The organism is bacterium (genome assembly GCA_018812485.1).
In the GTDB taxonomy this organism is placed as follows: domain Bacteria; phylum JAHJDO01; class JAHJDO01; order JAHJDO01; family JAHJDO01; genus JAHJDO01.
Window position 1 is genome coordinate 31,874 of the sequence record JAHJDO010000134.1, and the last position, 18,433, is coordinate 50,306.

Genomic DNA, 18,433 nt, shown 5'->3' on the forward strand with positions numbered 1-18,433 from the left:
TATTTATCATCCTTATTAATTTAAAATTTTTAACGCTTCCTCTACAGAGACATCTTCGTGCACAATCTTGCATATTGCCTCAACCATCTTTTTAGGATGCTTATGCTGGAATGCATTTCTTCCAATAGAAACCCCCGATCCGCCTGCTTCCAGCGAGTTTTTGACATTTTCAAGCACTTCGCTGTCATTAGACGCTTTTTCCCCTCCGGCAATAACTACTGGTATTGGACATCCTTCAACAACTTCGGAAAAAGTCTCCTTTGACCCTGTGTATGTAACCTTAACAATATCTGCGCCTAATTCTGCTGCAATCCTTGCCGCATGTTTAACTCCTTCAACATCTGATTCACTCTTGAACTTCTTCCCACGTATATACATCATTGCAAGAAGAGGCATGCCCCAGTTCATACATGCAACACTGACCATACCAAGATCCCTTAGCATCTCTGCCTCGTTCTCAGCACCAATATTTATATGAACAGATACTCCATCAGCGCCCATTTTCAGAGCATTTTCAACTGTGTTTACCAGTACCTTTGCATTTGGATCAGGACTCCAGAGAGTACTGCCAGAAAGATGCAGAATCAATCCTATGTCCTTGCCATGTCTTCTGTGGCCATGCATTGGAAGACCAACATGCCCTAAAACTGCATTTGCACCGCCTTCAGCGATGTCATTTACCATGTCCCGCATGTTTTCAATTCCCTTAATTGGACCTACAGTTACACCATGGTCCATTGGCACAATAACAGTTCTTCCAGTATTTCTATTAATTATTCTCTCTAAACGTACACTCTTTCCTAATCTGGACATATTGCAGTCTCCTTTATATTTGGATACAATCCGCATGATATTAAATTTTATGTTTCATGTCAAATTTCTCATAATCCTGCTAATCTGAGAATGTTATGACAAATCAAGTCAATTTCTTCATCTATATCACTTATTTCTATCCACTTAGTCCTAGGATCCTTGTTGAACCAAGTCATCTGTCTTTTTGCAAAATGACGGGTATTTTTCTTGAGGAGTGCTTTTGCCTCATCAAGACCATAATGTCCATTTATATATCCCAAAACTTCCCTATATCCCAAACTCCGCATAGGCAAAAGGTCTTCGTCATATCCTCTTATTATGAGCTGCCTAACCTCTCTCACAAGTCCTTTTTTAAACATAAAATCCACTCTGCCCTCAATTCTCCTATAAAGATTTTTGCGTCCTGTCTTAAGCCCTATTATGTGATATTGACAATCTATGGACTCGGCTTTAGTTTTACTCTGAAGACTTGAAATGGTCTCTCCTGTTGATAAAAAAACTTCCAAAGCTCTGATTATTCTTCTCCAATCATTTGGATGAATTCTTGATGCAGCTATGGGATCAACTTTTTTAAGCTTTCCATACAGACAATGTGAACCCTTATTAGCCAGCTGAGTTTTTACTCTTTTTTTAATAGTCTCTTTGATCATAGGTTCAGGGAAAAGACCGTCAATTACAGCTCTTATATATAAACCTGAGCCCCCGACAAGTATCGGGGTTTTGCCTGAGTTAATAATTCTATTTATTTTGTCTCTTGCCATTTTCGCATATTCCCCTGCACTGAAATATTGATCAGGATAAATAATATCTATCATGTGATGAAGAACTGATCTTCTCTCTTCTCTTGACGGTTTTGCTGTTCCAATATTCATGTATTTATACACTTGCATGGAATCTGCTGATACAATTTCTGAGGGGAAGAATGCAGAAAGGCTTACAGCAACTTTACTTTTACCTATACCTGTAGGACCTACAAGGACTATGACGGAGGAATTCATCTATTCTTTGACTTGTCAGAGCTTCCTTCTTGCTCAATTGCAAGCATAAATTTATCTACATCCTCATATTTAAACACAATGCAATTGTCTAGGCGATAGGCTTTCAGCTTTTGCTCAGTAATAAGTTTCAGCATCTCTTCTCTAGTAAGCTTTAACATTCGTTGAACCTGTTTTCTTGTTAGATACTTATCTTCTATCATCTACATGCCCTTTTTTATATCTAAAACCAATTCTTCTACGCTCTGGTATCTTTTTGCAGGATCAACATTAAGAGCTCTTAGAACAATATTCTCAATATCCTTAGACATCTCTCGATTATAAAATCGAGGGGATTTTACAAGCATATTCACTTGCTGAGTAACAATTTCATCGAATGAATTTCCTTCAAATGGTCTCCTGCCTGTTATAAGTTCATACATAACAACACCAAGAGAGTAAACATCAGATCTCTCATCTCCTCTATATCCTTTTATTTGTTCAGGCGACATATAATGCGGAGTACCAGCCCTTTCTCTAATCCTTACATTAGATTTATTCTTTTCATAAGCTAAACCAAAATCTACTATTTTTACATCCATGTCTTTTGTCAAAATCATATTTCTGCTTTTTATATCTTGATGGATAATCCCCTTTTCGTGAATATATGCAAGTGTTACACACATCTTCAAAATTATATCAATATAGTCTTTTAACAGAGTATGATGCGTTCTTATCATCTCTCTGAGATTGTGTCCATCAAAATATTCTAATACAATATAACAAATATCATCTTCTCTGTTAACATTATACACCTTGGGAATATTTTCATGATTTAATTTCTGCATTATCTCGGCTTCATAAAAAAATCTACTGACATGTTTTTTGTCAGTATCCGGTTTTATTTGCAGCACCTTGATGGCTACTTTTCTCTTGTCTTTAATCCCCAAATAAACATCAGTAAGACTAGTAGAAGAAAGATGTTTGATTATTTTGTATTCTGATATGTATGTGCCAATCATAATTTATAACTGCTGTTGTATTTTTTTTATTATATCGGTTGTTGAATGATTTTTTCTATCTCCAGTTATTGCAATCTGTCCACCATAGGAAAGAACAATATTTCGTTCTGGAACAGTCTCAGCTGTGTAATCTGTTCCTTTTGCATGTATTGCTGGTTTTATAATTCTTAACAAATTTTCTACAGTAAGGTCTGAAAAAAGCACTACATAATTCACGCATTCTAAAGCTGCTACAATCTCTATTCTATCTTCCTCCGGCATAATTGGTCTGCCATGCCCTTTCAACTGCGATTCAGATTCATCATCATTGATCCCTACAATTAATATATCGCCCAAAGACTTTGCCTGCTCAAGATATCTGGTATGCCCTACATGAAGAATATCAAAACAGCCATTTGCAAAAATTATTCTTTTATTATCTTTTTTAAGTTTTTTTACCAGATTAGGAAGGTTATTTAGACTGCAAACCTTCATGATTTTTTTGCGTGTTTTACAACCTCAACCAGCTCTTTTTGTGTGGCTGTAGCTGCACCGGTCTTCATAACAACAATACTGCCCGCATAGTTTGCCAGTCTTGCAGCCTCAATTGCACTTGCTCCTGCTGAAAGAGCCAGAGTTACTACAGCAGAAACCGTATCCCCTGCGCCAGTAACATCAACCACGTCTGTACTTCCGTGTATTGGGATAAATGTACTTTTACTGTGTTTGTCTAATACCATCATGCCTTTACTACCGCGCGTTATGATTGCATTCTCGCACTCTATCTCGGATTTAAGCCTCTCTGCTATGTTGCACAGGGATTTTTCTCCATTAATGCTGTAATGAAAAACATCTTCAACCTCTGTCTCATTCGGTGTTACTGCTGTTGCGCACTTATAATTGAGTAATCCATATCTGGAATCAACAACCAGAACAAGTTTCTTCTCTCTTGCATACTTAGATATTACAGAATACACCGCTTTCGAGATAGTCTTATATCCATAATCTGAAATAAGTACAGCATCCATAGTATCTAGTACTTCGTCAAGATAAGTAAGCATTTTTGTTTCGCTAATTGAACTTATGCGAAAATTCTTTTCTTTATCTATTCGTATAACCTGCTGCTTTGCTGTATGGTAACTACCTGCCATAATCCGTGTTTTTGTAATGGTTGAACAGGATTTATCAATAATAATTCCGTCTGTGTCCACCCTCATTTTCCCGAGAAAGGAAATGACCTCTTTCCCAGCATTATCATTCCCTATCACACCAACGGGATATACTCTTGCACCTAACGCTTTTAGGTTTGATATCGCATTTGCTGCTCCTCCCACCTTGAACATGTTTGAATCAAACTTTAAAATCAATACAGGCGCTTCCCTTGATATGCGGGAGACCTCCCCATATACATATTCGTCACATATCATATCCCCAATGCTAAGTACTCTTTTACCGCTGAACTTTTTAGTAATACCTGCTAAATCACTCATTTTTTTCTCTGTTTATATTTCTTATTATCCATTTTACAGCATCATATAAATCTTCTGCAATATGGGCAGGCACAATACCCGCCTTCCTTAGCTTATTTTGCTCTAGTTTTCCATAACCTGTTCTAACCAGTATTCCCATTGCAGATATATTATGGGCAACTTTAATATCTGTTAATTTATCTCCTATAATATAACATTTATTGAGTTTTAAATCAAAATCCTTTGCAGCCAGTTTGAACATCCCCTTTTTAGGTTTTCTACAAGAGCATTCCTCATCAGGATGGTGTGGGCAATAGTATATTGCGTCTATATAAGCACCATTCCTACGCAATCTTCTCTTTAATTCATTATGCACATTATCTAAATCGTCTATAGAGAATAGACCTCGGCCAATGCCTGACTGGTTGGTAACAATAATAACTTTAATCTTATTCTGATTTAAAATCCGGATAGCTTTTGCAGTATTTTCGATGAGCCTTAAATCCTTCACACTCTTTAAATAATCAACCTCTGTATTAATTGTTCCGTCTCTATCTAAAAAAACTGCTCTATGTGAATATCTATTGTCAGTCACCTAAATCCTCCCTAAAATCTAATTTCAAATTCTTTATATTCTTCTGTTGCAGGCTCCCAATGCTTTTCAACATTCCTTATATAATCACGAAGACTGCTGCATATAGAGTCTATGAAGTTTTCAACGACTTCTCTATCGCCTTCTGCCACTACTTCTACCCGCCCGTTTGGAAGATTTTTGACAAAACCTGTAACTTCATACTGCTCGGCAATTCTTCTTGCAGTAAATCTAAATCCTACTCCCTGAACTGTCCCTGAAAAATTTGCACGCAAGCGTATCACCCCTTTATTACTCCCAATGGTCTGAGCTTAACAATAACCTCAACCAAATCACTTTGACTTTCAATAACTGCGTCAATATCCTTATATGCCTGCGGCGCTTCGCTCAAATCAATATTGTCCCTTCTGTCTTTGCTCCACTGAGCGTAAACAATACCATGCATAGCCTTATTGCATTCTTCAACAGAGTGAATTCTATTAAACTTTGTCCTGCTCATACACCGACCTGCTCCATGCGAACATGACATAAAACTTTCAGAATTGCCCAATCCTCTTACAATGTACGATGTCGTTCCCATAGAGCCCGGGATGATTCCCATCTGTCCTTTTTTCGCCTGAGTAGCGCCTTTTCTGTGAATCCACACACTTCTTCCAAAATGAGTTTCCATAGCTGCGAAATTATGATGGATATTTATTTCCTCGTCAAACCCGCAATGAAGAATCTCCCTGGCCGCCGCTTTAAAATGCGCCATCATTAATCTTCGGTTTTCCTGCGCAAATGCAAGGGCGTATTTCATAGCCTCAATGTATTCTTCAGCTCCCCTTGTGCCAATAGACAGAAATGAAAGATCCTTCTGCCCATTAAAATGTTCTCTATTGCAAATCCTCTGAGCAACTGCATTATACTCTTTTGCTACCTTGTAGCCAAAATTTCTACTGCCGGAATGAAGCATCAGCCAGATAAATCCATCAGAACCGGATTGAATCTCTATGAAGTGGTTACCTCCACCAAGAGTCCCGAGCTGTCTTTTTGCGGATTCCAATTCTCTCCGAATAACGGGAATATCCGGAGCTTGATTAAAACCCGGCCAGCTTTGCCCTTTTTTGTGATGCAAAAAGCCAACAGGGATTATACTTCTCAGCTTATAAATAATGTCTTTTACTGCTCGCTCTGAAACTTCAGAAGTATTATATGTAGTCTTAACAGCACACATACCGCAGCCAATATCAACTCCAACAGCGTTTGGAATAACAGCATCGCTGCAAGCAATCACACCTCCGATAGGCATACCATATCCAACATGGCAGTCCGGCATTAAGGCAACATGATGAAAAGTTCGGGGATGCTCCGAAAGATTCCCCGCTTGAGTCATTGCCTCTTCTTCAATATCCCTGCACCACGATTTGATTGGAAGCCTGTAATTAGAATTTACCCATTCCATGATTTTGACCTTCTATTTTTATAAGTGGAGCAGAAGGGATTCGAACCCCCGACCCCCACGTTGCGAACGTGATGCTCTCCCAACTGAGCTACTGCCCCAACTCTTCTTTCTACTTGTTTTTTTCTGTTACGACATACGAGAAATTGGCAAGCTGTGAAAACATGCTCTCTATTTCCTGCAGGAATGCAAGGCGGTTGTTTCTCAAGGCATGATTTTCATCCATTACCATAACCTTGTCAAAAAAATCATCTAAAGGTTTTCTCAGACTTATAATCTGACTAAATGCATTAGTATACTCTTTTTTCTTTATTAATTTGTTTACGTTTTTACTGATATCTAAAAACTTTTCAGCAAGTGTCTTTTCTTCAGGCTCAACAAGTTTTCTCTTGTTAAAATAAATAAACTCTATTCCCCTTTCTCTTGCCTGTTTCAGAATATTGGAAATACGCTTGAAAGAGGTTGTTATTGATTCAAAATCATTTTTACTTGGTTTAGAAAGTGCGTACAGGATTTTATCTTTTTCTACCGGTTTAAAACCATGAGTATTAAGCACAGCATCAACAAAATCATATCTGTAAAAATGCCAACTTATAAGATGATTTTTTAATCTTTGTTTGAAGAAATCAACGACCAGGCGAAAAACCTTCTCATGCTTATCTTCACTGATTTTATAAAGTTTTATACACTCGCCGATTATATTCTCCAGATCAATGTCATATTCTCTTTCAAGAATTATTCTAAGAATTCCTATTGCCTGCCTTCTTAATGCGAATTTATCGCCTGAACCGGTTATTGCGTTCTCATTCTCAATAATATGAGACACAATCGCATTCATTTTATCGGAGATAGAAACCACACTTCCTGCCTTTGTGTTCGGAAGTTTATCCTCTGCAAATCTTGGATAATAATGACAAGCTATGCCTGAACTAACTTCTTCAGAGACATTGCCCTCTCTTGCATATTCTCCGCCTATTTCCCCTTGAAGTTCAGGAAAATCCTCAACCATATGAGTTCCCAGATCAGCTTTGCATAATTCACATACTTTCTTAAGTGTTTTTGAATCTACGCGTACATTCTTATTTACCACCTTTGCTAATCTTTCTATTGCTCTGATTCTTTTAGGCAGCGTTCCGAACTGATGCGCATTTCTTGCCTCCATTATCTGTTTTGCGCGTTCTTCCAAACTTGTTTTTTTATCCTCATCCCAGAAGAATTTAGCATCGGCAAGTCTTGCGTTAAGCACTCTCTCATTCCCCTCTATGATTTGTTCTTCATTGCCTTTCATATTAGAGACAAAAACAAACTTGTTAGTAAGTTCAAGTTGTTTTCCCTTAATAACAGGGAAATATTTTTGATGAGATTTCATTGCCGCCTCAAGCACAATATCAGGAACCTTTAAGAACTCTTCAGGAAAAGTGCCTTTCAGAACATTTGGATATTCAACCAGATCAGTTACTATTTCCAAAAGCTCTTCATCAGGTGGCACAAAAAAAGCAGGATTATATTTCTTTAGTATTTTGTTTAAATCTTCTTCTATTTTCTTCTTTCTTTCATCCTGATCAACGATAACAAAAGCATGATTCAAACTTTTTTTATATTCGTCAATGTCTGCGCTCTTGATTTTTATTACGTCTGGGGCAAGAAAACGATGTCCATAAGTTATATTGCCTGCCTCAAGTTTTCCGAATTTAACAGGAATCACTTCATCCCCATACAAACACCCTAACCACCTTATTGGTCGCGCAAATTTGACACCAGAATTATCCCATCTCATAGTCTTTGGAAAGGGTATACTTTTTATCAGGTTTGGAAGCAGCTCCTTGAGCAGTTCATTAGTTGGTTTCCCCTTCTCAATTTTCTTTGCAAAAATATATTTTCCTGATTTAGTTTCTACTATTTCTAGCTCACCAACTTGAAGACCAAGTTTTTTAGCAAAACCAATTGCGGCTGGCATCGGTTTATTATCATTATCAAATGCCTTATCATACGGCGGACCCTGAACCGTTATCTCCTTATCGTCCTGCTTTTCGCTTATATCTTTAATAAAAAGAACAAGTCTTCTGGGAGTGCCTAAGCAGTGTGGTTCTGAAAATTTTAGACCTGCTTCTCCTAACATCTCAGAGGCAATTCTCACAATATCATCTCTCGCTGAACTAACATATGAAGCAGGTAATTCCTCCACTCCTATCTCAAATAATAAATTTTTCATTCTCTTTCCAGATATATCTTTGCGCACATACAAGCCAGCTTTCTCACTCTTTGTATAAATTCTGCCCTTTCTGCCACACCAATTACTCCTCTTGCATCCAGAATATTAAAGACATGAGAACATTTCAATGTATAATCGTATGCTGGAAGAACTAGTTCTTCCTCTATCAATCTTTTTGCTTCTTTTTCATACATATTGAAGAGTTTAAACTGCATTTTTGTATCAGCCTTCTCAAAATTATATATAGAAAATTCTCTTTCATTGTCCTTGTAAACATCTCCATATTTAAACCCATTTGTCCACTGGATATCAAACACATTGTTTTTCCCCTGAAGATACATTGCGATCCGCTCCAGACCATAAGTTAGCTCAACTGATATAGGAGCTAATTCAATTCCTCCAACCTGCTGAAAATACGTAAACTGAGTTATCTCCATGCCGTCAAGCCAAACTTCCCAGCCAAGTCCTGTCGCTCCAAGTGTGGGAGATTCCCAGTCATCTTCAACAAACCTTATATCGTGTTTGGAGAGATTTATCCCCAGCTCTTTTATGCTATCCAGATATAGGTCCTGCACATTATCAGGAGAAGGTTTTAGTATTACCTGGTATTGATAAAAGCGGCCAAGTCTGTTTGGGTTTTCTCCATACCTGCCGTCTGTCGGTCTTCTTGACGGCTGAACATAGGCAGTCTTCCACGGCTTTTTATCAAGCACTCTTAAGAAAGTATAAGGACTGAAAGTCCCTGCTCCAACCTCAAGATCATAGGGTTCGGCAATTACACAACCCTGTTTCGCCCAATATTCAGTAAGTGCTGATATGATTTCTTGAAATGTCATATGCTTATAATTTGTTCCAGAAAATCCAAAGATTTCAGACTTCTAACCAATGTATATTTTATATAGGATTCTAGCATTAGTTTAAGCTCTTTACTAGATAATTTACTGAGTTTTAAACGGGAAATGTCTGAGAAGTCTGATGATTGCAAATGCTGTACAGTCAGTATAGTGCCTAGAGATACCCGAAGAGCACTTTCATCTGCTCCCCAGCATTCCCTATTAAGAACGCCCCCGAGACTTAGACTGAATCTTGCATTGAGTATCTTTGCTCCACAATTCACACACCTATCAAAAACAGGTATACATCCAAGCATTTTTAAAAGCTTGATTTCAAAAAAGTGCGTGAGAACTTTTGGTTCCACATTAGTAGTTTCTAATGTAATTAAGGCATTAAGAAGTAAGCTGAAAATCTGCTCGCACTCTTGAGCCCCTTCAGTAGTTTTATTTATAAGTTCTATAAAATATGATGCATAAGCTATTTTAACTATATCATTACGTATATTTAAAAATGCATTTTTCAGATCACATTGGCTAACAAGCTGAATATCTGTTTTCTTCTGATAAAAGACCAAAGTAACGTGACTAAATATCTCCAAGCTGCTGCCGAACTTGTTTTTTGCGCTTCTAGCACCCTTTGCAATGCCTTTTATCTTGCCAAATTGAGGAGAATAGAATGTAACGATTTTGCTGGATTCTGCAAAATTTGTACTTCTAAGAACGACTGCCTCTGTAGTTTGGATATTCATCTAAGATACCTGAATAAGCTTGGACTGCTGGAGATTATACCAAATGTCCTTTATTTTGTAATCAAAATTATCTTGATATGTGTTTATTCATATTGTAAAAGCGCATTATTGCTGATATAAAATTAATGAAGTTTGAGAATAAATATGAACATTACTACTTCTAAGTCTTTTTTACGGACTAAAACTTTCCATATTATTTGTCTAACGGTGGTCACTTTTCTGGTTTATTCAAATACATTAAAAAATGCGTTTGTTTGGGATGACACCCAACTAATAGTCAAAAATACTTTTATTAAAGACATCCATAACCTGAAGCAAGTTTTTTCAAAAAATTACTTTACCTATTCAGGACAAGAAACATGGGTGCATTCGGGACAAGAAAGCTTCAGACCTATTACTACAACTAGCTATTTCATTGATTATTATATTTGGGATAACAATGCGTCTGGTTACCATTTGACAAATTTAATACTTTATATGCTGGCAGTAATACTCGCCTATAAAATAGCTTTCTTGCTTTTCTCATGCTGGAAATCTGCACTTATAACTGCACTGTTATTCTCATTGCATCCAATCCATACAGAGGTTATAAATGCAATTTGTTTTAGAGGAGACATACTCGCATTTATTTTTGCTTTACTGTCATTTTTATTTTACATAAAGGCAAAAAACAAAGGATATATTTTTTTCTCTTGTTTATTTTTAATACTTGCTCTTTCCTCTAAAGAGAGTGTTATTATTATGCCGCTTATCTTTATTGTTTACAGCAAATTATATGAAAAAAATAATTTGAAGTATAAGGCTCTGCCCTATGTATTGATATCAACTCTATTTTTAGTTGCAAGGATTTTTATTCTGCATGCGCCGGGAACTAGTTTTATATCAAAGATTGACTACTCATTAACAATGTCTCCTTACATAATGAGCCTTATGTTAAAGGAATATCTGCGGCTTTTGATTATTCCATTAAATCTTTCCACAGAACATCCTTTATCTAGCAATTTTAGTATACTTGATATAGCAACATTCATCACAACTGGGATTATTCTAATTACAACATTTCACGATAAGAAAAACAAACCTTTAATCATTGGAGTAATCTGGATTTTTGCAGCACTTATACCTGTTGTCAATCCTCTTGTAAATGTTGTTGCAGAGAGATACTTATTTCTGGCATCTTTTGGATTCTGTCTGATTCTAGTTTCTGTAATAAAACCTTTCTTATTAAAAAGCAGAACGAAATATCTTGTTTTATTTATATGTTCTCTGCTGTGTGTAGTTTATGGCATGAGGACATTTGAACGAAATTATGATTGGAAAGATGATAAGACACTGTGGTCAAAAACCATTTGGGATAACCCGTACAGTGTGCTGGGATATTATAACCTTGGTTGTATATTCCTTTCCGAAGGGAAATATTCTAATGCAGAGAATTACTACAAAAAATGTATTGAAATTAATCCTGCTCATGAAAAGGCCTATTGCAATCTCGGTCTTATAGAATATCATAATAACAGATTACTTAACGCTGAAAAATACTTTAAAAAGTCATTAGAAATTAATCCAAATCTAAAAGAAGCTCTTTACAATATGTCGCTTGTCTTAAAAAAGCAAAAAAAGCATGAAGAATCTATAAAATGATCAAACCTTCTCTCGCCAGTAATTCAATAGGTCTTTTAATGTTCTCTCAAAAGGAATCTCTGGCTTCCATCCAGTTGCTTCCCTAAACTTAGTGCTGTCCCCGCCAAGATATGGGACATCTGAAGGTCTCATCTTTGCAGGATCCTTTTTTATCTCTATTTTTAGCTTTGATAAACCAATTAGTATATCCAAGACCGCGCTAATCTTATATGCTTTGCCTGTACAGATATTATAAACTTCACCGGGCTTGCACTTATCCAACCCCAACCAGTAAGCTTTTACTGTATCGCGAACATCTGTAAAGTCCCGTTGAGCATCAAGATTCCCAACAAGGATCAGAGGTTCTTTCTGCCCTTTCTCTATTTTTGCTATCTGCTTTGCAAATTCCGAACAAACAAAAACATCTCCTCTTCTTGGTCCCGTATGATTGAAAGCCCTGGTTCTTACAACATTAAGTTTGTAACTCATATAGTACTGGTAAGCTAGCAGATCCTGCCCAACCTTACTTACTCCATAAGGACTTAAAGGTCTCAATGGATTTGTCTCTTTGATAGGAGTTTCTTCAGGATAAACCATACCATATTCTTCCGAGGAACCGGCAATCTGCATCCACGGATTAATCTTAGCCCTTCTAATAGCTTCAAATATATTCAATTCTCCAATAATATTTGAAGTAAGAGTTTCTGCAGGACTGTTCCATGAAGTAGGCACAAAACTTTGCGCAGCCAGGTGAAATATTTTGTCTGGTTTTATATCCACAATCAAATCATTCACAGAAGATGCATCATTAAGATTACACTGAATTAAATGAAGTTTGTCCTTTATATGCTCAATGTTCTCTGTTTTACTACGCCATCTTATAGTTCCATATACTTCGACATTTCCCTTTGCTAATGCATAATCGGCAAGATGACTGCCTACAAAACCAGTAATTCCTGTAATTAAAATCTTCATAATTCTACGCTCCGTATTTTGTTAATCTCAACGCATTAGCCATCATTAGGGGCATTATATCAAGGGCTGGAAACCTACCCAGAGCTCCTTTTAAACAGCTTGTTTCCCCAAAACGCTTCATGTCATCAGGTCTGCAATATTTCGAATACAGTAAAAAAGGAACAGAATGCCAGCTGTGTGATTTTAAAAAAGCAGGTGTAGAATGATCGCCTGTTATAACTAGAACATCGGGTTTAAGATCGGTAATAAGCGCTAAACTTTTGTCAACATCTTCAATAACATTTACCTTTCTATCAAAATCACCATCCTCTCCGGAACTATCAGTTGCCTTTATATGGATAAAGAAAAAATCGAATCTGTCAAAATTAGTTCTTAAAGTCTCAAATTCCTCCAAGATACTGCCTCCTGTCTTAAGTATCTCCATACCAACAAACTGAGCCAGCCCTTTATACATAGGATAGCCTGCAATGGCAGCAGCATTCAGCTTATATACATCCTTCATTTGCGGCAATTCGGGTTTCCTTGCAAAACCTCTTAATAATATTGTATTTGCCGGGTGTTTATCAGCCAATATACTTTGAGCTTTATGAATAAACTCGTTCACTAAAACAGCCGTAGTTTTAGCCCCATCAGCTAAAGCAACGACCTCTTTAGTCCGCACACCTGTTTTCTGAGGATCAGAATCTGAAAGTTTGTCTGATAAGCCAGATCCTCTGAATATTACCACTGCACGATGTTCTTTTACTGGTTTCACAAATATCTCAACATTGTCGATTTCTATTTTATCCAGTAGCTCGCATAACTGAGAGCTTTCATCTGTTGTAATACGGCCAGCTCTGCGATCTGTTATCAATCCACTATTATCAACTGTAGCAAAGTTAATTCTAGCTGCCAAGTCGTCTTCCTGCATGTTAAATCCTATTCCTGCAGCTGCAAGAGCTCCTCTGCCTATTGCATATTTGATCGGATCATATCCAAAAAGCGCCAGATGCGCAGGTCCGCTTCCAGGGGTTATTCCAGTCATCATAGGATCAGTCATTCCTAAAGCAGCTGATTCAGCAAGCAAATCAAGATTAGAAGTATTTGCTGTTTCCAGCTCTGTCTTCCCTCCTGCTTCTAAACCCAGCCCTCCAAGTCCGTCAAGAACTAACAGTACCATCTTTGTATCATTAGTAACCGACAGATCCTTTATTAAATCCAACTTATCCAACTTTTGCTTCTCCTTTTGATTTTTGCTGACTGACTAATTCTTTTATCCCAGCCAATTTACCATAACAAATCAATGTGTCCCCTATCTGCATTTTCATCTGGCCTTTTGGTGCAGGAATAGTTATATTGTCCCTATTTATTGTTAATACTAATATGTCCTTTTCCCTTAAAGGCGACTCTGCAAGAGTACGCCCAATATAAGGAAAATTTTCTTTTAGATTCAGTTCTACAACGCCATATCCCTGAGCTAAATTAAGGATTTCTTCTATTGCCCTTTTCTCAAACACAGAACTCTTAAGTAGTCTATCTTCTATCTTTCCTTTTAACTTACGCATTAATCCTTTATGAGAGGAAATCTTATATAAAAAGAACAGCAATGCAGAAAAAATGCCCAGTTTTACAAATAAATACACTGTAGTCTTGGAAACAATAATATTTGAAAGAATCAGTATAATACCAATATTTCCAAGAATCATTAACGCCATTACAATTGCTCGCCGCTGGCGATGACTAACTATAAGCTCTGAATCTCTTGTTGTAAAACCTGTTCCCGTTAGGGCAGAAAGTGCCTGAAAACGAGCTTTGTCATGCGCCAGTCCTGTGATTGAAAGGGCAACTGACGCAATCTCCCATATCAAGAAAATCAATGCTATGGTAATAATAAGGAAAAATAGCCCCATTACTGATCCTTGTTTCTGTTTTTGTTGTAAGCGTCTTTCTTGGCCTTTAGCATTTTCCTGCGTTTCTTTTGAGACGGCTTTTCGAAATGTTCAAGCTGTCTTATCTGTCTTATTATACCCTCCTTGTCCATCTTCCTTTTTAGCCGCCTCAGTGCTTTATCAATTGGTTCATCTTTTCGCACCCTGACTTTTGGCACTTTATTCCTCCCCTCCTTTCAATACAAAAATCTCCCCACGCACCTAGAGTATTATTTTTTATGATAATTACTCCGTTAAGATTGTGGATTTTTTTTGAAAAACTTAAGATACTTTCCACATCTTCCTCTGTTTCTACCATATTTGCTATAGATGTGGCTGCTGCATCTGCGAAGACAGCTGACTTAGATAAAACAGTAACTGCATCTGCGGTTCCAAAACTTATAGAATGTCCTACTGAGCCACTTGATGTGCAGACACCTATCGGCATGTGTTGAGATTCTATTTTAATTTTTATATCTTCACTAAAAATGGATTCTCCAGCAAAAATACAAACATTTCTCGTTTTTTTGCTATTCATATATACATCGCCGCCATTTTCTATGATAAGCTCGTCACTAAATTCAATAAGATCCTTTCCAACATATTCTGCAATTGCGCCAGCAACTGACGCCATAGGTCCAACATTAACCTTGCTTGCCTGTATAGCCATTTCTTTTACTATCTCAGGAGCATCATCATTCGGAGAATATGAAGACAATGTTGTCTCAAATAAAGGATACTGATTTATATAATCCTCTATGTCTCTACGATACTTTAACAGAGAATTTAAAGCTTCCTCTTCTAAATCCACACATGCTTTAATAAATAGTTCTGTTTCCTTAGCAATTACTTTAGTTATTACTAAGTCATCCTCTCTTACTAATCGTTGGTATGTTCTTACTTCATACACGTGTGTTTTTCCTTATAGAAGTATCCGCTTTTTAGCAGATTTACACAGTAGTGTCAACAGGATATGAACCCAGTACTTTCAAAGAAATACACTTTTTTTCTAATTCTTTTAGTGCAAGTTCTATCTCTTTATCCTTACAGTACCCTTCGCAGTCAATAAAGAAGATATACTCCCACGCCTTCTGCTTGGACGGCCGTGATTCAATCTTTGTTAAATTAATATTACGTCTTTTAAAAATTTCGAGTATATTATAGAGTGACCCAGGCTCATCTTTTACAAAGAACATGATAGAGGTCTTCATATGCTTGCATTTTTCACTAAGATCCTTACTAATAACCAGAAAACGCGTTAAATTAGTTTCTAAATCTTCAATACGCTGCTCTAGCATGTTTAAATCGTACACTTCAGCAGCAAGTTCATTGGCTATTGCCCCATTCTGTTTTGACTGAGATGCCAACTTTGCGGCCTCTGCAGTGCTGGATGTTTCTATGAATTGAACAGAGGATAGATTATTCTTTACCCATGTTCTACACTGCGCTAGAGCCTGCGGATGAGAATACACACGTTTAATTTCCTTTTTAGAACCTTTTGCTAATAAATTATGAGTAATAGGCAAACTAACTTCTCCAGATATCTTAAGCTCAGAGCTAAAAAACATGTCTAATGTATGGGAAACCATTCCCTCTGTGGAGTTTTCAACAGGAACAAGACCAAAATGCGCCTTGTCTTTTTCAACTTCTCTGAAAACATCAAAAATAGTACTAACAGGGACAAAATCAACAGATGCTCCAAATCTCTTTCTTGCAGCAAGATAGGCATTAGAAGCTTTTGGCCCCAAATACGCTACTTTAATAGAGGACTGCAAACTGCGACATGCAGATAGTATTTCACGATATACAGCAATAACCATTTTTTTTGATAAGGGACCTTCATTTCTCAAAACAAGTTTTTCGAGAATCTTCTCTTCACGAAGCTTATCGTGTGTTTTTAATCGCTTTTTCTGCTTTTCCTTACCAATAGCCACTGCTGTTTTTGCTCTTTGATTTAACAGGTTTAAAATCCCCTCATCTGCTTCATCTATCATTTTTCTCAATTTATTAATACCCATTTAAAAGCCTCCGCTGTATAGTTTCATTGCTTTCCTAACCTCTGACATAGTAGCTTGCGCAACTTGCCTCGCTTTTTTAGTTCCCTCATACAAAATTTCTCCAACTAGTTTTCTTTTCTTTTGATAGTATAATCTTTTTTCTCGGATGGGAGACAACCTCTTAATTATATCTTGAGCTAATTGTTTTTTGCATTGAACACAACCCCTATCTCCCTTTTTACACTCTTTTCTAATTATCTCTAATTTTTCAGCACCAAACATTTCGTAATAATGATACACTACACAGATATCCGGATGCCCTTTATCCTTAAGACGAATTTTCTGTGTATCAGTTATTGCTGAGAGAACTTTCCTTTCAATTATTTCCGGAGAATCAGCTAGATATATAGCATTATTCAAGCTCTTGCTCATTTTATTCCCATCTAATCCTTTAACCCTGGGAAACCGCCCTATTCTAGGTTCCGGCTCCTTTAGTGTTTGCCCATAAATTTGGTTGAATTTTCTAACAATTTCTCTAGTTAACTCAATTTGAGGCAACTGATCATCACCTACTGGTACCAAATCAGCCTGAAACGCAGTAATGTCTGCCGCCTGACTAATTGGATATCCCAAGAACCCAAATGTTACATTATCGCCAAATAAATCTTTTTTTTGTTTAATCTCCTCTTTAACCGTCGGATTTCTCTCTAATCTGGCAATTGTAACTAGATTAGAATAAAAAACAGTTAGTTCTGCTATTTCAGGAATTAAAGATTGAATAAAAATGGTTGACTTGTCTGGGTCTATACCAACAGCAAGGTTATCAATTGCAACCTCAAAAATATTGCTTCGCACTTTTTGGGGATCTTTAAAATTGTCAGTTAACGCCTGTATATCAGCAATTATTATAAAGGTATCATATTCATCCTGAAGTGCTACACGGTCTTGCAGGGCGCCTAGAAGATGTCCAATGTGTAACTGCCCTGTTGGCCTATCTCCTGTTAAAATCTTTTTTTTACCTCGTTAGACATATTCGTATTTCCGTTTCATCTCTATTTCTATCATTCCTATAATATCTTATTAATTAATCCACCAGTCATAAAATATCCTAATGGCAAGACGACATATCTAACAATAAAGCCAAACATCCCAGAAAAAACGAATAGCATTATCAAAATAAATCCAAACCGCTCAAATTTTAAGTAAGCCATCATCTGTCTGTGCGGCAGAACTGACATTAACACTTTCGAACCATCCAACGGAGGTATTGGGATAAGATTAAACACCCCCAAAAGAATATTTATCAGCACGCCATACATACACAGCATAGTAAAAGCCGGCAGTATTCCCGCAATCCCTAATCTTATAAGAAGTGCAAAAAAAATAGCTGCTATGAAATTCGACACACATCCGGCAAGAGACACGAGAATCATGTCTCTTTTAGGGTGCCTGAAATTATTAGGATTAATGGGAACTGGTTTTGCCCCTCCAAATATAAACCCTGACATCTGATATATTAAAAAAGGAACTATTATCGTCATAAATAGATCTATGTGGGGCAGGGGATTAAGCGTAAGTCTTCCCATATCTCGGGCAGTAGGATCTCCGCACTTATAGGCAACCCAGCCATGGGCAACCTCGTGTGTTATAACTGCAAAAAGCAAAACAAAAATTAATAATAGAATTGCAGGATTCAATATTTTTAACACTCACATTTCAATAAAAGAAATTATATCATATTTTAATGATATAAGACAATGGGAAGTTTTATTGGTAATGTAAAATATTTTATGCAAAAGTAATTGAGATAGGAAAAAGAAAGGGCTATCCTCTCTCCTAAGAAAAAAACA

At 36.8% G+C, this 18,433-nt stretch carries 21 protein-coding genes and 1 tRNA gene; 1 reads left to right on the forward strand and 21 read right to left on the reverse strand.

Features of this window, described 5'->3' with window-relative positions:
• Positions 1–15 precede the first annotated feature (15 nt).
• From KKC91_11405 to recO, 13 genes are all read right to left on the reverse strand, one after another.
• Positions 16–813 carry a 2-amino-3,7-dideoxy-D-threo-hept-6-ulosonate synthase gene (locus KKC91_11405; protein ID MBU0479159.1) on the reverse strand — a complete coding sequence of 266 codons (798 nt, stop codon included), beginning with the start codon at positions 811–813 and terminating at the stop codon, positions 16–18.
• A 68-nt stretch (positions 814–881) separates the two neighbouring features.
• Positions 882–1,811, reverse strand: coding sequence for a tRNA (adenosine(37)-N6)-dimethylallyltransferase MiaA (miaA, locus tag KKC91_11410; GenBank protein MBU0479160.1), 930 nt, complete (start codon positions 1,809–1,811; stop codon positions 882–884).
• Positions 1,808–2,011, reverse strand: a complete 204-nt coding sequence (locus KKC91_11415; GenBank protein MBU0479161.1) for a helix-turn-helix domain-containing protein — start codon at positions 2,009–2,011, stop codon at positions 1,808–1,810. The genes miaA and KKC91_11415 overlap by 4 nt, the downstream gene beginning before the upstream one ends.
• On the reverse strand, positions 2,012–2,809 hold the full coding sequence (locus KKC91_11420; protein MBU0479162.1) for a serine/threonine protein kinase: 798 nt from the start codon (positions 2,807–2,809) through the stop codon (positions 2,012–2,014).
• A gap of 3 nt (positions 2,810–2,812) precedes the next feature.
• Complete coding sequence (locus tag KKC91_11425; protein MBU0479163.1) at positions 2,813–3,283, reverse strand: adenylyltransferase/cytidyltransferase family protein; 471 nt, start codon at positions 3,281–3,283, stop codon at positions 2,813–2,815.
• Positions 3,280–4,278: a bifunctional hydroxymethylpyrimidine kinase/phosphomethylpyrimidine kinase gene (locus tag KKC91_11430; GenBank protein ID MBU0479164.1), complete on the reverse strand. Its 999-nt coding sequence runs from the start codon at positions 4,276–4,278 to the stop codon at positions 3,280–3,282. The genes KKC91_11425 and KKC91_11430 overlap by 4 nt, the downstream gene beginning before the upstream one ends.
• On the reverse strand, positions 4,271–4,852 hold the full coding sequence (gene gmhB, locus KKC91_11435; GenBank protein MBU0479165.1) for a D-glycero-beta-D-manno-heptose 1,7-bisphosphate 7-phosphatase: 582 nt from the start codon (positions 4,850–4,852) through the stop codon (positions 4,271–4,273). Before gmhB ends, KKC91_11430 begins: the two co-directional genes overlap by 8 nt.
• Before the next feature lie 11 nt (positions 4,853–4,863).
• Entirely contained in the window at positions 4,864–5,133 is a 270-nt protein-coding gene (locus KKC91_11440) for an acylphosphatase (protein ID MBU0479166.1), read from the reverse strand.
• Positions 5,130–6,293 carry an RtcB family protein gene (locus KKC91_11445; GenBank protein ID MBU0479167.1) on the reverse strand — a complete coding sequence of 388 codons (1,164 nt, stop codon included), beginning with the start codon at positions 6,291–6,293 and terminating at the stop codon, positions 5,130–5,132. The genes KKC91_11440 and KKC91_11445 overlap by 4 nt, the downstream gene beginning before the upstream one ends.
• A 25-nt stretch (positions 6,294–6,318) precedes the next feature.
• Positions 6,319–6,391 (reverse strand) — tRNA-Ala (locus KKC91_11450).
• Positions 6,392–6,402: 11 nt separating this feature from the next.
• A complete protein-coding gene (gene glyS / locus KKC91_11455; protein ID MBU0479168.1) occupies positions 6,403–8,502 on the reverse strand; it encodes a glycine--tRNA ligase subunit beta in 2,100 nt (699 codons plus the stop codon).
• Positions 8,499–9,338 carry a glycine--tRNA ligase subunit alpha gene (locus KKC91_11460; GenBank protein ID MBU0479169.1) on the reverse strand — a complete coding sequence of 280 codons (840 nt, stop codon included), beginning with the start codon at positions 9,336–9,338 and terminating at the stop codon, positions 8,499–8,501. The genes glyS and KKC91_11460 overlap by 4 nt, the downstream gene beginning before the upstream one ends.
• On the reverse strand, positions 9,335–10,084 hold the full coding sequence (recO, locus tag KKC91_11465) for a DNA repair protein RecO (protein ID MBU0479170.1): 750 nt from the start codon (positions 10,082–10,084) through the stop codon (positions 9,335–9,337). Before recO ends, KKC91_11460 begins: the two co-directional genes overlap by 4 nt.
• 144 nt (positions 10,085–10,228) lie before the next feature.
• Between recO and KKC91_11470 the strand changes: the two genes are divergently transcribed.
• Positions 10,229–11,725, forward strand: a complete 1,497-nt coding sequence (locus KKC91_11470; protein MBU0479171.1) for a tetratricopeptide repeat protein — start codon at positions 10,229–10,231, stop codon at positions 11,723–11,725.
• Here the strand turns inward: KKC91_11470 and KKC91_11475 are convergent, their stop codons facing one another.
• Genes KKC91_11475 through KKC91_11510 form a run of 8 tightly spaced genes read right to left on the reverse strand, consistent with a single transcriptional unit; the run spans position 11,726 to position 18,283 of the window.
• Complete coding sequence (locus KKC91_11475; protein MBU0479172.1) at positions 11,726–12,679, reverse strand: GDP-mannose 4,6-dehydratase; 954 nt, start codon at positions 12,677–12,679, stop codon at positions 11,726–11,728.
• 4 nt (positions 12,680–12,683) lie between these two features.
• Entirely contained in the window at positions 12,684–13,889 is a 1,206-nt protein-coding gene (locus tag KKC91_11480; GenBank protein ID MBU0479173.1) for a 2,3-bisphosphoglycerate-independent phosphoglycerate mutase, read from the reverse strand.
• On the reverse strand, positions 13,882–14,568 hold the full coding sequence (locus KKC91_11485) for a TrkA C-terminal domain-containing protein (GenBank protein MBU0479174.1): 687 nt from the start codon (positions 14,566–14,568) through the stop codon (positions 13,882–13,884). The genes KKC91_11480 and KKC91_11485 overlap by 8 nt, the downstream gene beginning before the upstream one ends.
• Positions 14,568–14,765, reverse strand: coding sequence for a 30S ribosomal protein S21 (gene rpsU, locus KKC91_11490; GenBank protein MBU0479175.1), 198 nt, complete (start codon positions 14,763–14,765; stop codon positions 14,568–14,570). Before rpsU ends, KKC91_11485 begins: the two co-directional genes overlap by 1 nt.
• Complete coding sequence (locus KKC91_11495) at positions 14,717–15,496, reverse strand: UPF0280 family protein (protein ID MBU0479176.1); 780 nt, start codon at positions 15,494–15,496, stop codon at positions 14,717–14,719. The genes rpsU and KKC91_11495 overlap by 49 nt, the downstream gene beginning before the upstream one ends.
• 40 nt (positions 15,497–15,536) lie before the next feature.
• Positions 15,537–16,604: a prephenate dehydratase gene (gene pheA, locus KKC91_11500; protein MBU0479177.1), complete on the reverse strand. Its 1,068-nt coding sequence runs from the start codon at positions 16,602–16,604 to the stop codon at positions 15,537–15,539.
• Positions 16,605–17,591 carry a tryptophan--tRNA ligase gene (gene trpS, locus KKC91_11505; protein MBU0479178.1) on the reverse strand — a complete coding sequence of 329 codons (987 nt, stop codon included), beginning with the start codon at positions 17,589–17,591 and terminating at the stop codon, positions 16,605–16,607.
• Positions 17,592–17,650: 59 nt separating this feature from the next.
• Positions 17,651–18,283, reverse strand: coding sequence for a site-2 protease family protein (locus tag KKC91_11510; GenBank protein MBU0479179.1), 633 nt, complete (start codon positions 18,281–18,283; stop codon positions 17,651–17,653).
• Between the last annotated feature and the right edge of the window lie 150 nt (positions 18,284–18,433).

Coding starts and splice junctions, on each gene's coding strand:
- KKC91_11405 (MBU0479159.1), bottom strand. CDS start 813: ATGTCCAGATTAGGAAAGAGTGTACGTTTAGAGAGAATAATTAATAGA.
- miaA (MBU0479160.1), bottom strand. CDS start 1,811: ATGAATTCCTCCGTCATAGTCCTTGTAGGTCCTACAGGTATAGGTAAA.
- KKC91_11415 (MBU0479161.1), bottom strand. CDS start 2,011: ATGATAGAAGATAAGTATCTAACAAGAAAACAGGTTCAACGAATGTTA.
- KKC91_11420 (MBU0479162.1), bottom strand. CDS start 2,809: ATGATTGGCACATACATATCAGAATACAAAATAATCAAACATCTTTCT.
- KKC91_11425 (MBU0479163.1), bottom strand. CDS start 3,283: ATGAAGGTTTGCAGTCTAAATAACCTTCCTAATCTGGTAAAAAAACTT.
- KKC91_11430 (MBU0479164.1), bottom strand. CDS start 4,278: ATGAGTGATTTAGCAGGTATTACTAAAAAGTTCAGCGGTAAAAGAGTA.
- KKC91_11445 (MBU0479167.1), bottom strand. CDS start 6,293: ATGGAATGGGTAAATTCTAATTACAGGCTTCCAATCAAATCGTGGTGC.
- glyS (MBU0479168.1), bottom strand. CDS start 8,502: ATGAAAAATTTATTATTTGAGATAGGAGTGGAGGAATTACCTGCTTCA.
- KKC91_11460 (MBU0479169.1), bottom strand. CDS start 9,338: ATGACATTTCAAGAAATCATATCAGCACTTACTGAATATTGGGCGAAA.
- recO (MBU0479170.1), bottom strand. CDS start 10,084: ATGAATATCCAAACTACAGAGGCAGTCGTTCTTAGAAGTACAAATTTT.
- KKC91_11470 (MBU0479171.1), top strand. CDS start 10,229: ATGAACATTACTACTTCTAAGTCTTTTTTACGGACTAAAACTTTCCAT.
- KKC91_11475 (MBU0479172.1), bottom strand. CDS start 12,679: ATGAAGATTTTAATTACAGGAATTACTGGTTTTGTAGGCAGTCATCTT.
- KKC91_11485 (MBU0479174.1), bottom strand. CDS start 14,568: ATGGGGCTATTTTTCCTTATTATTACCATAGCATTGATTTTCTTGATA.
- pheA (MBU0479177.1), bottom strand. CDS start 16,604: ATGGGTATTAATAAATTGAGAAAAATGATAGATGAAGCAGATGAGGGG.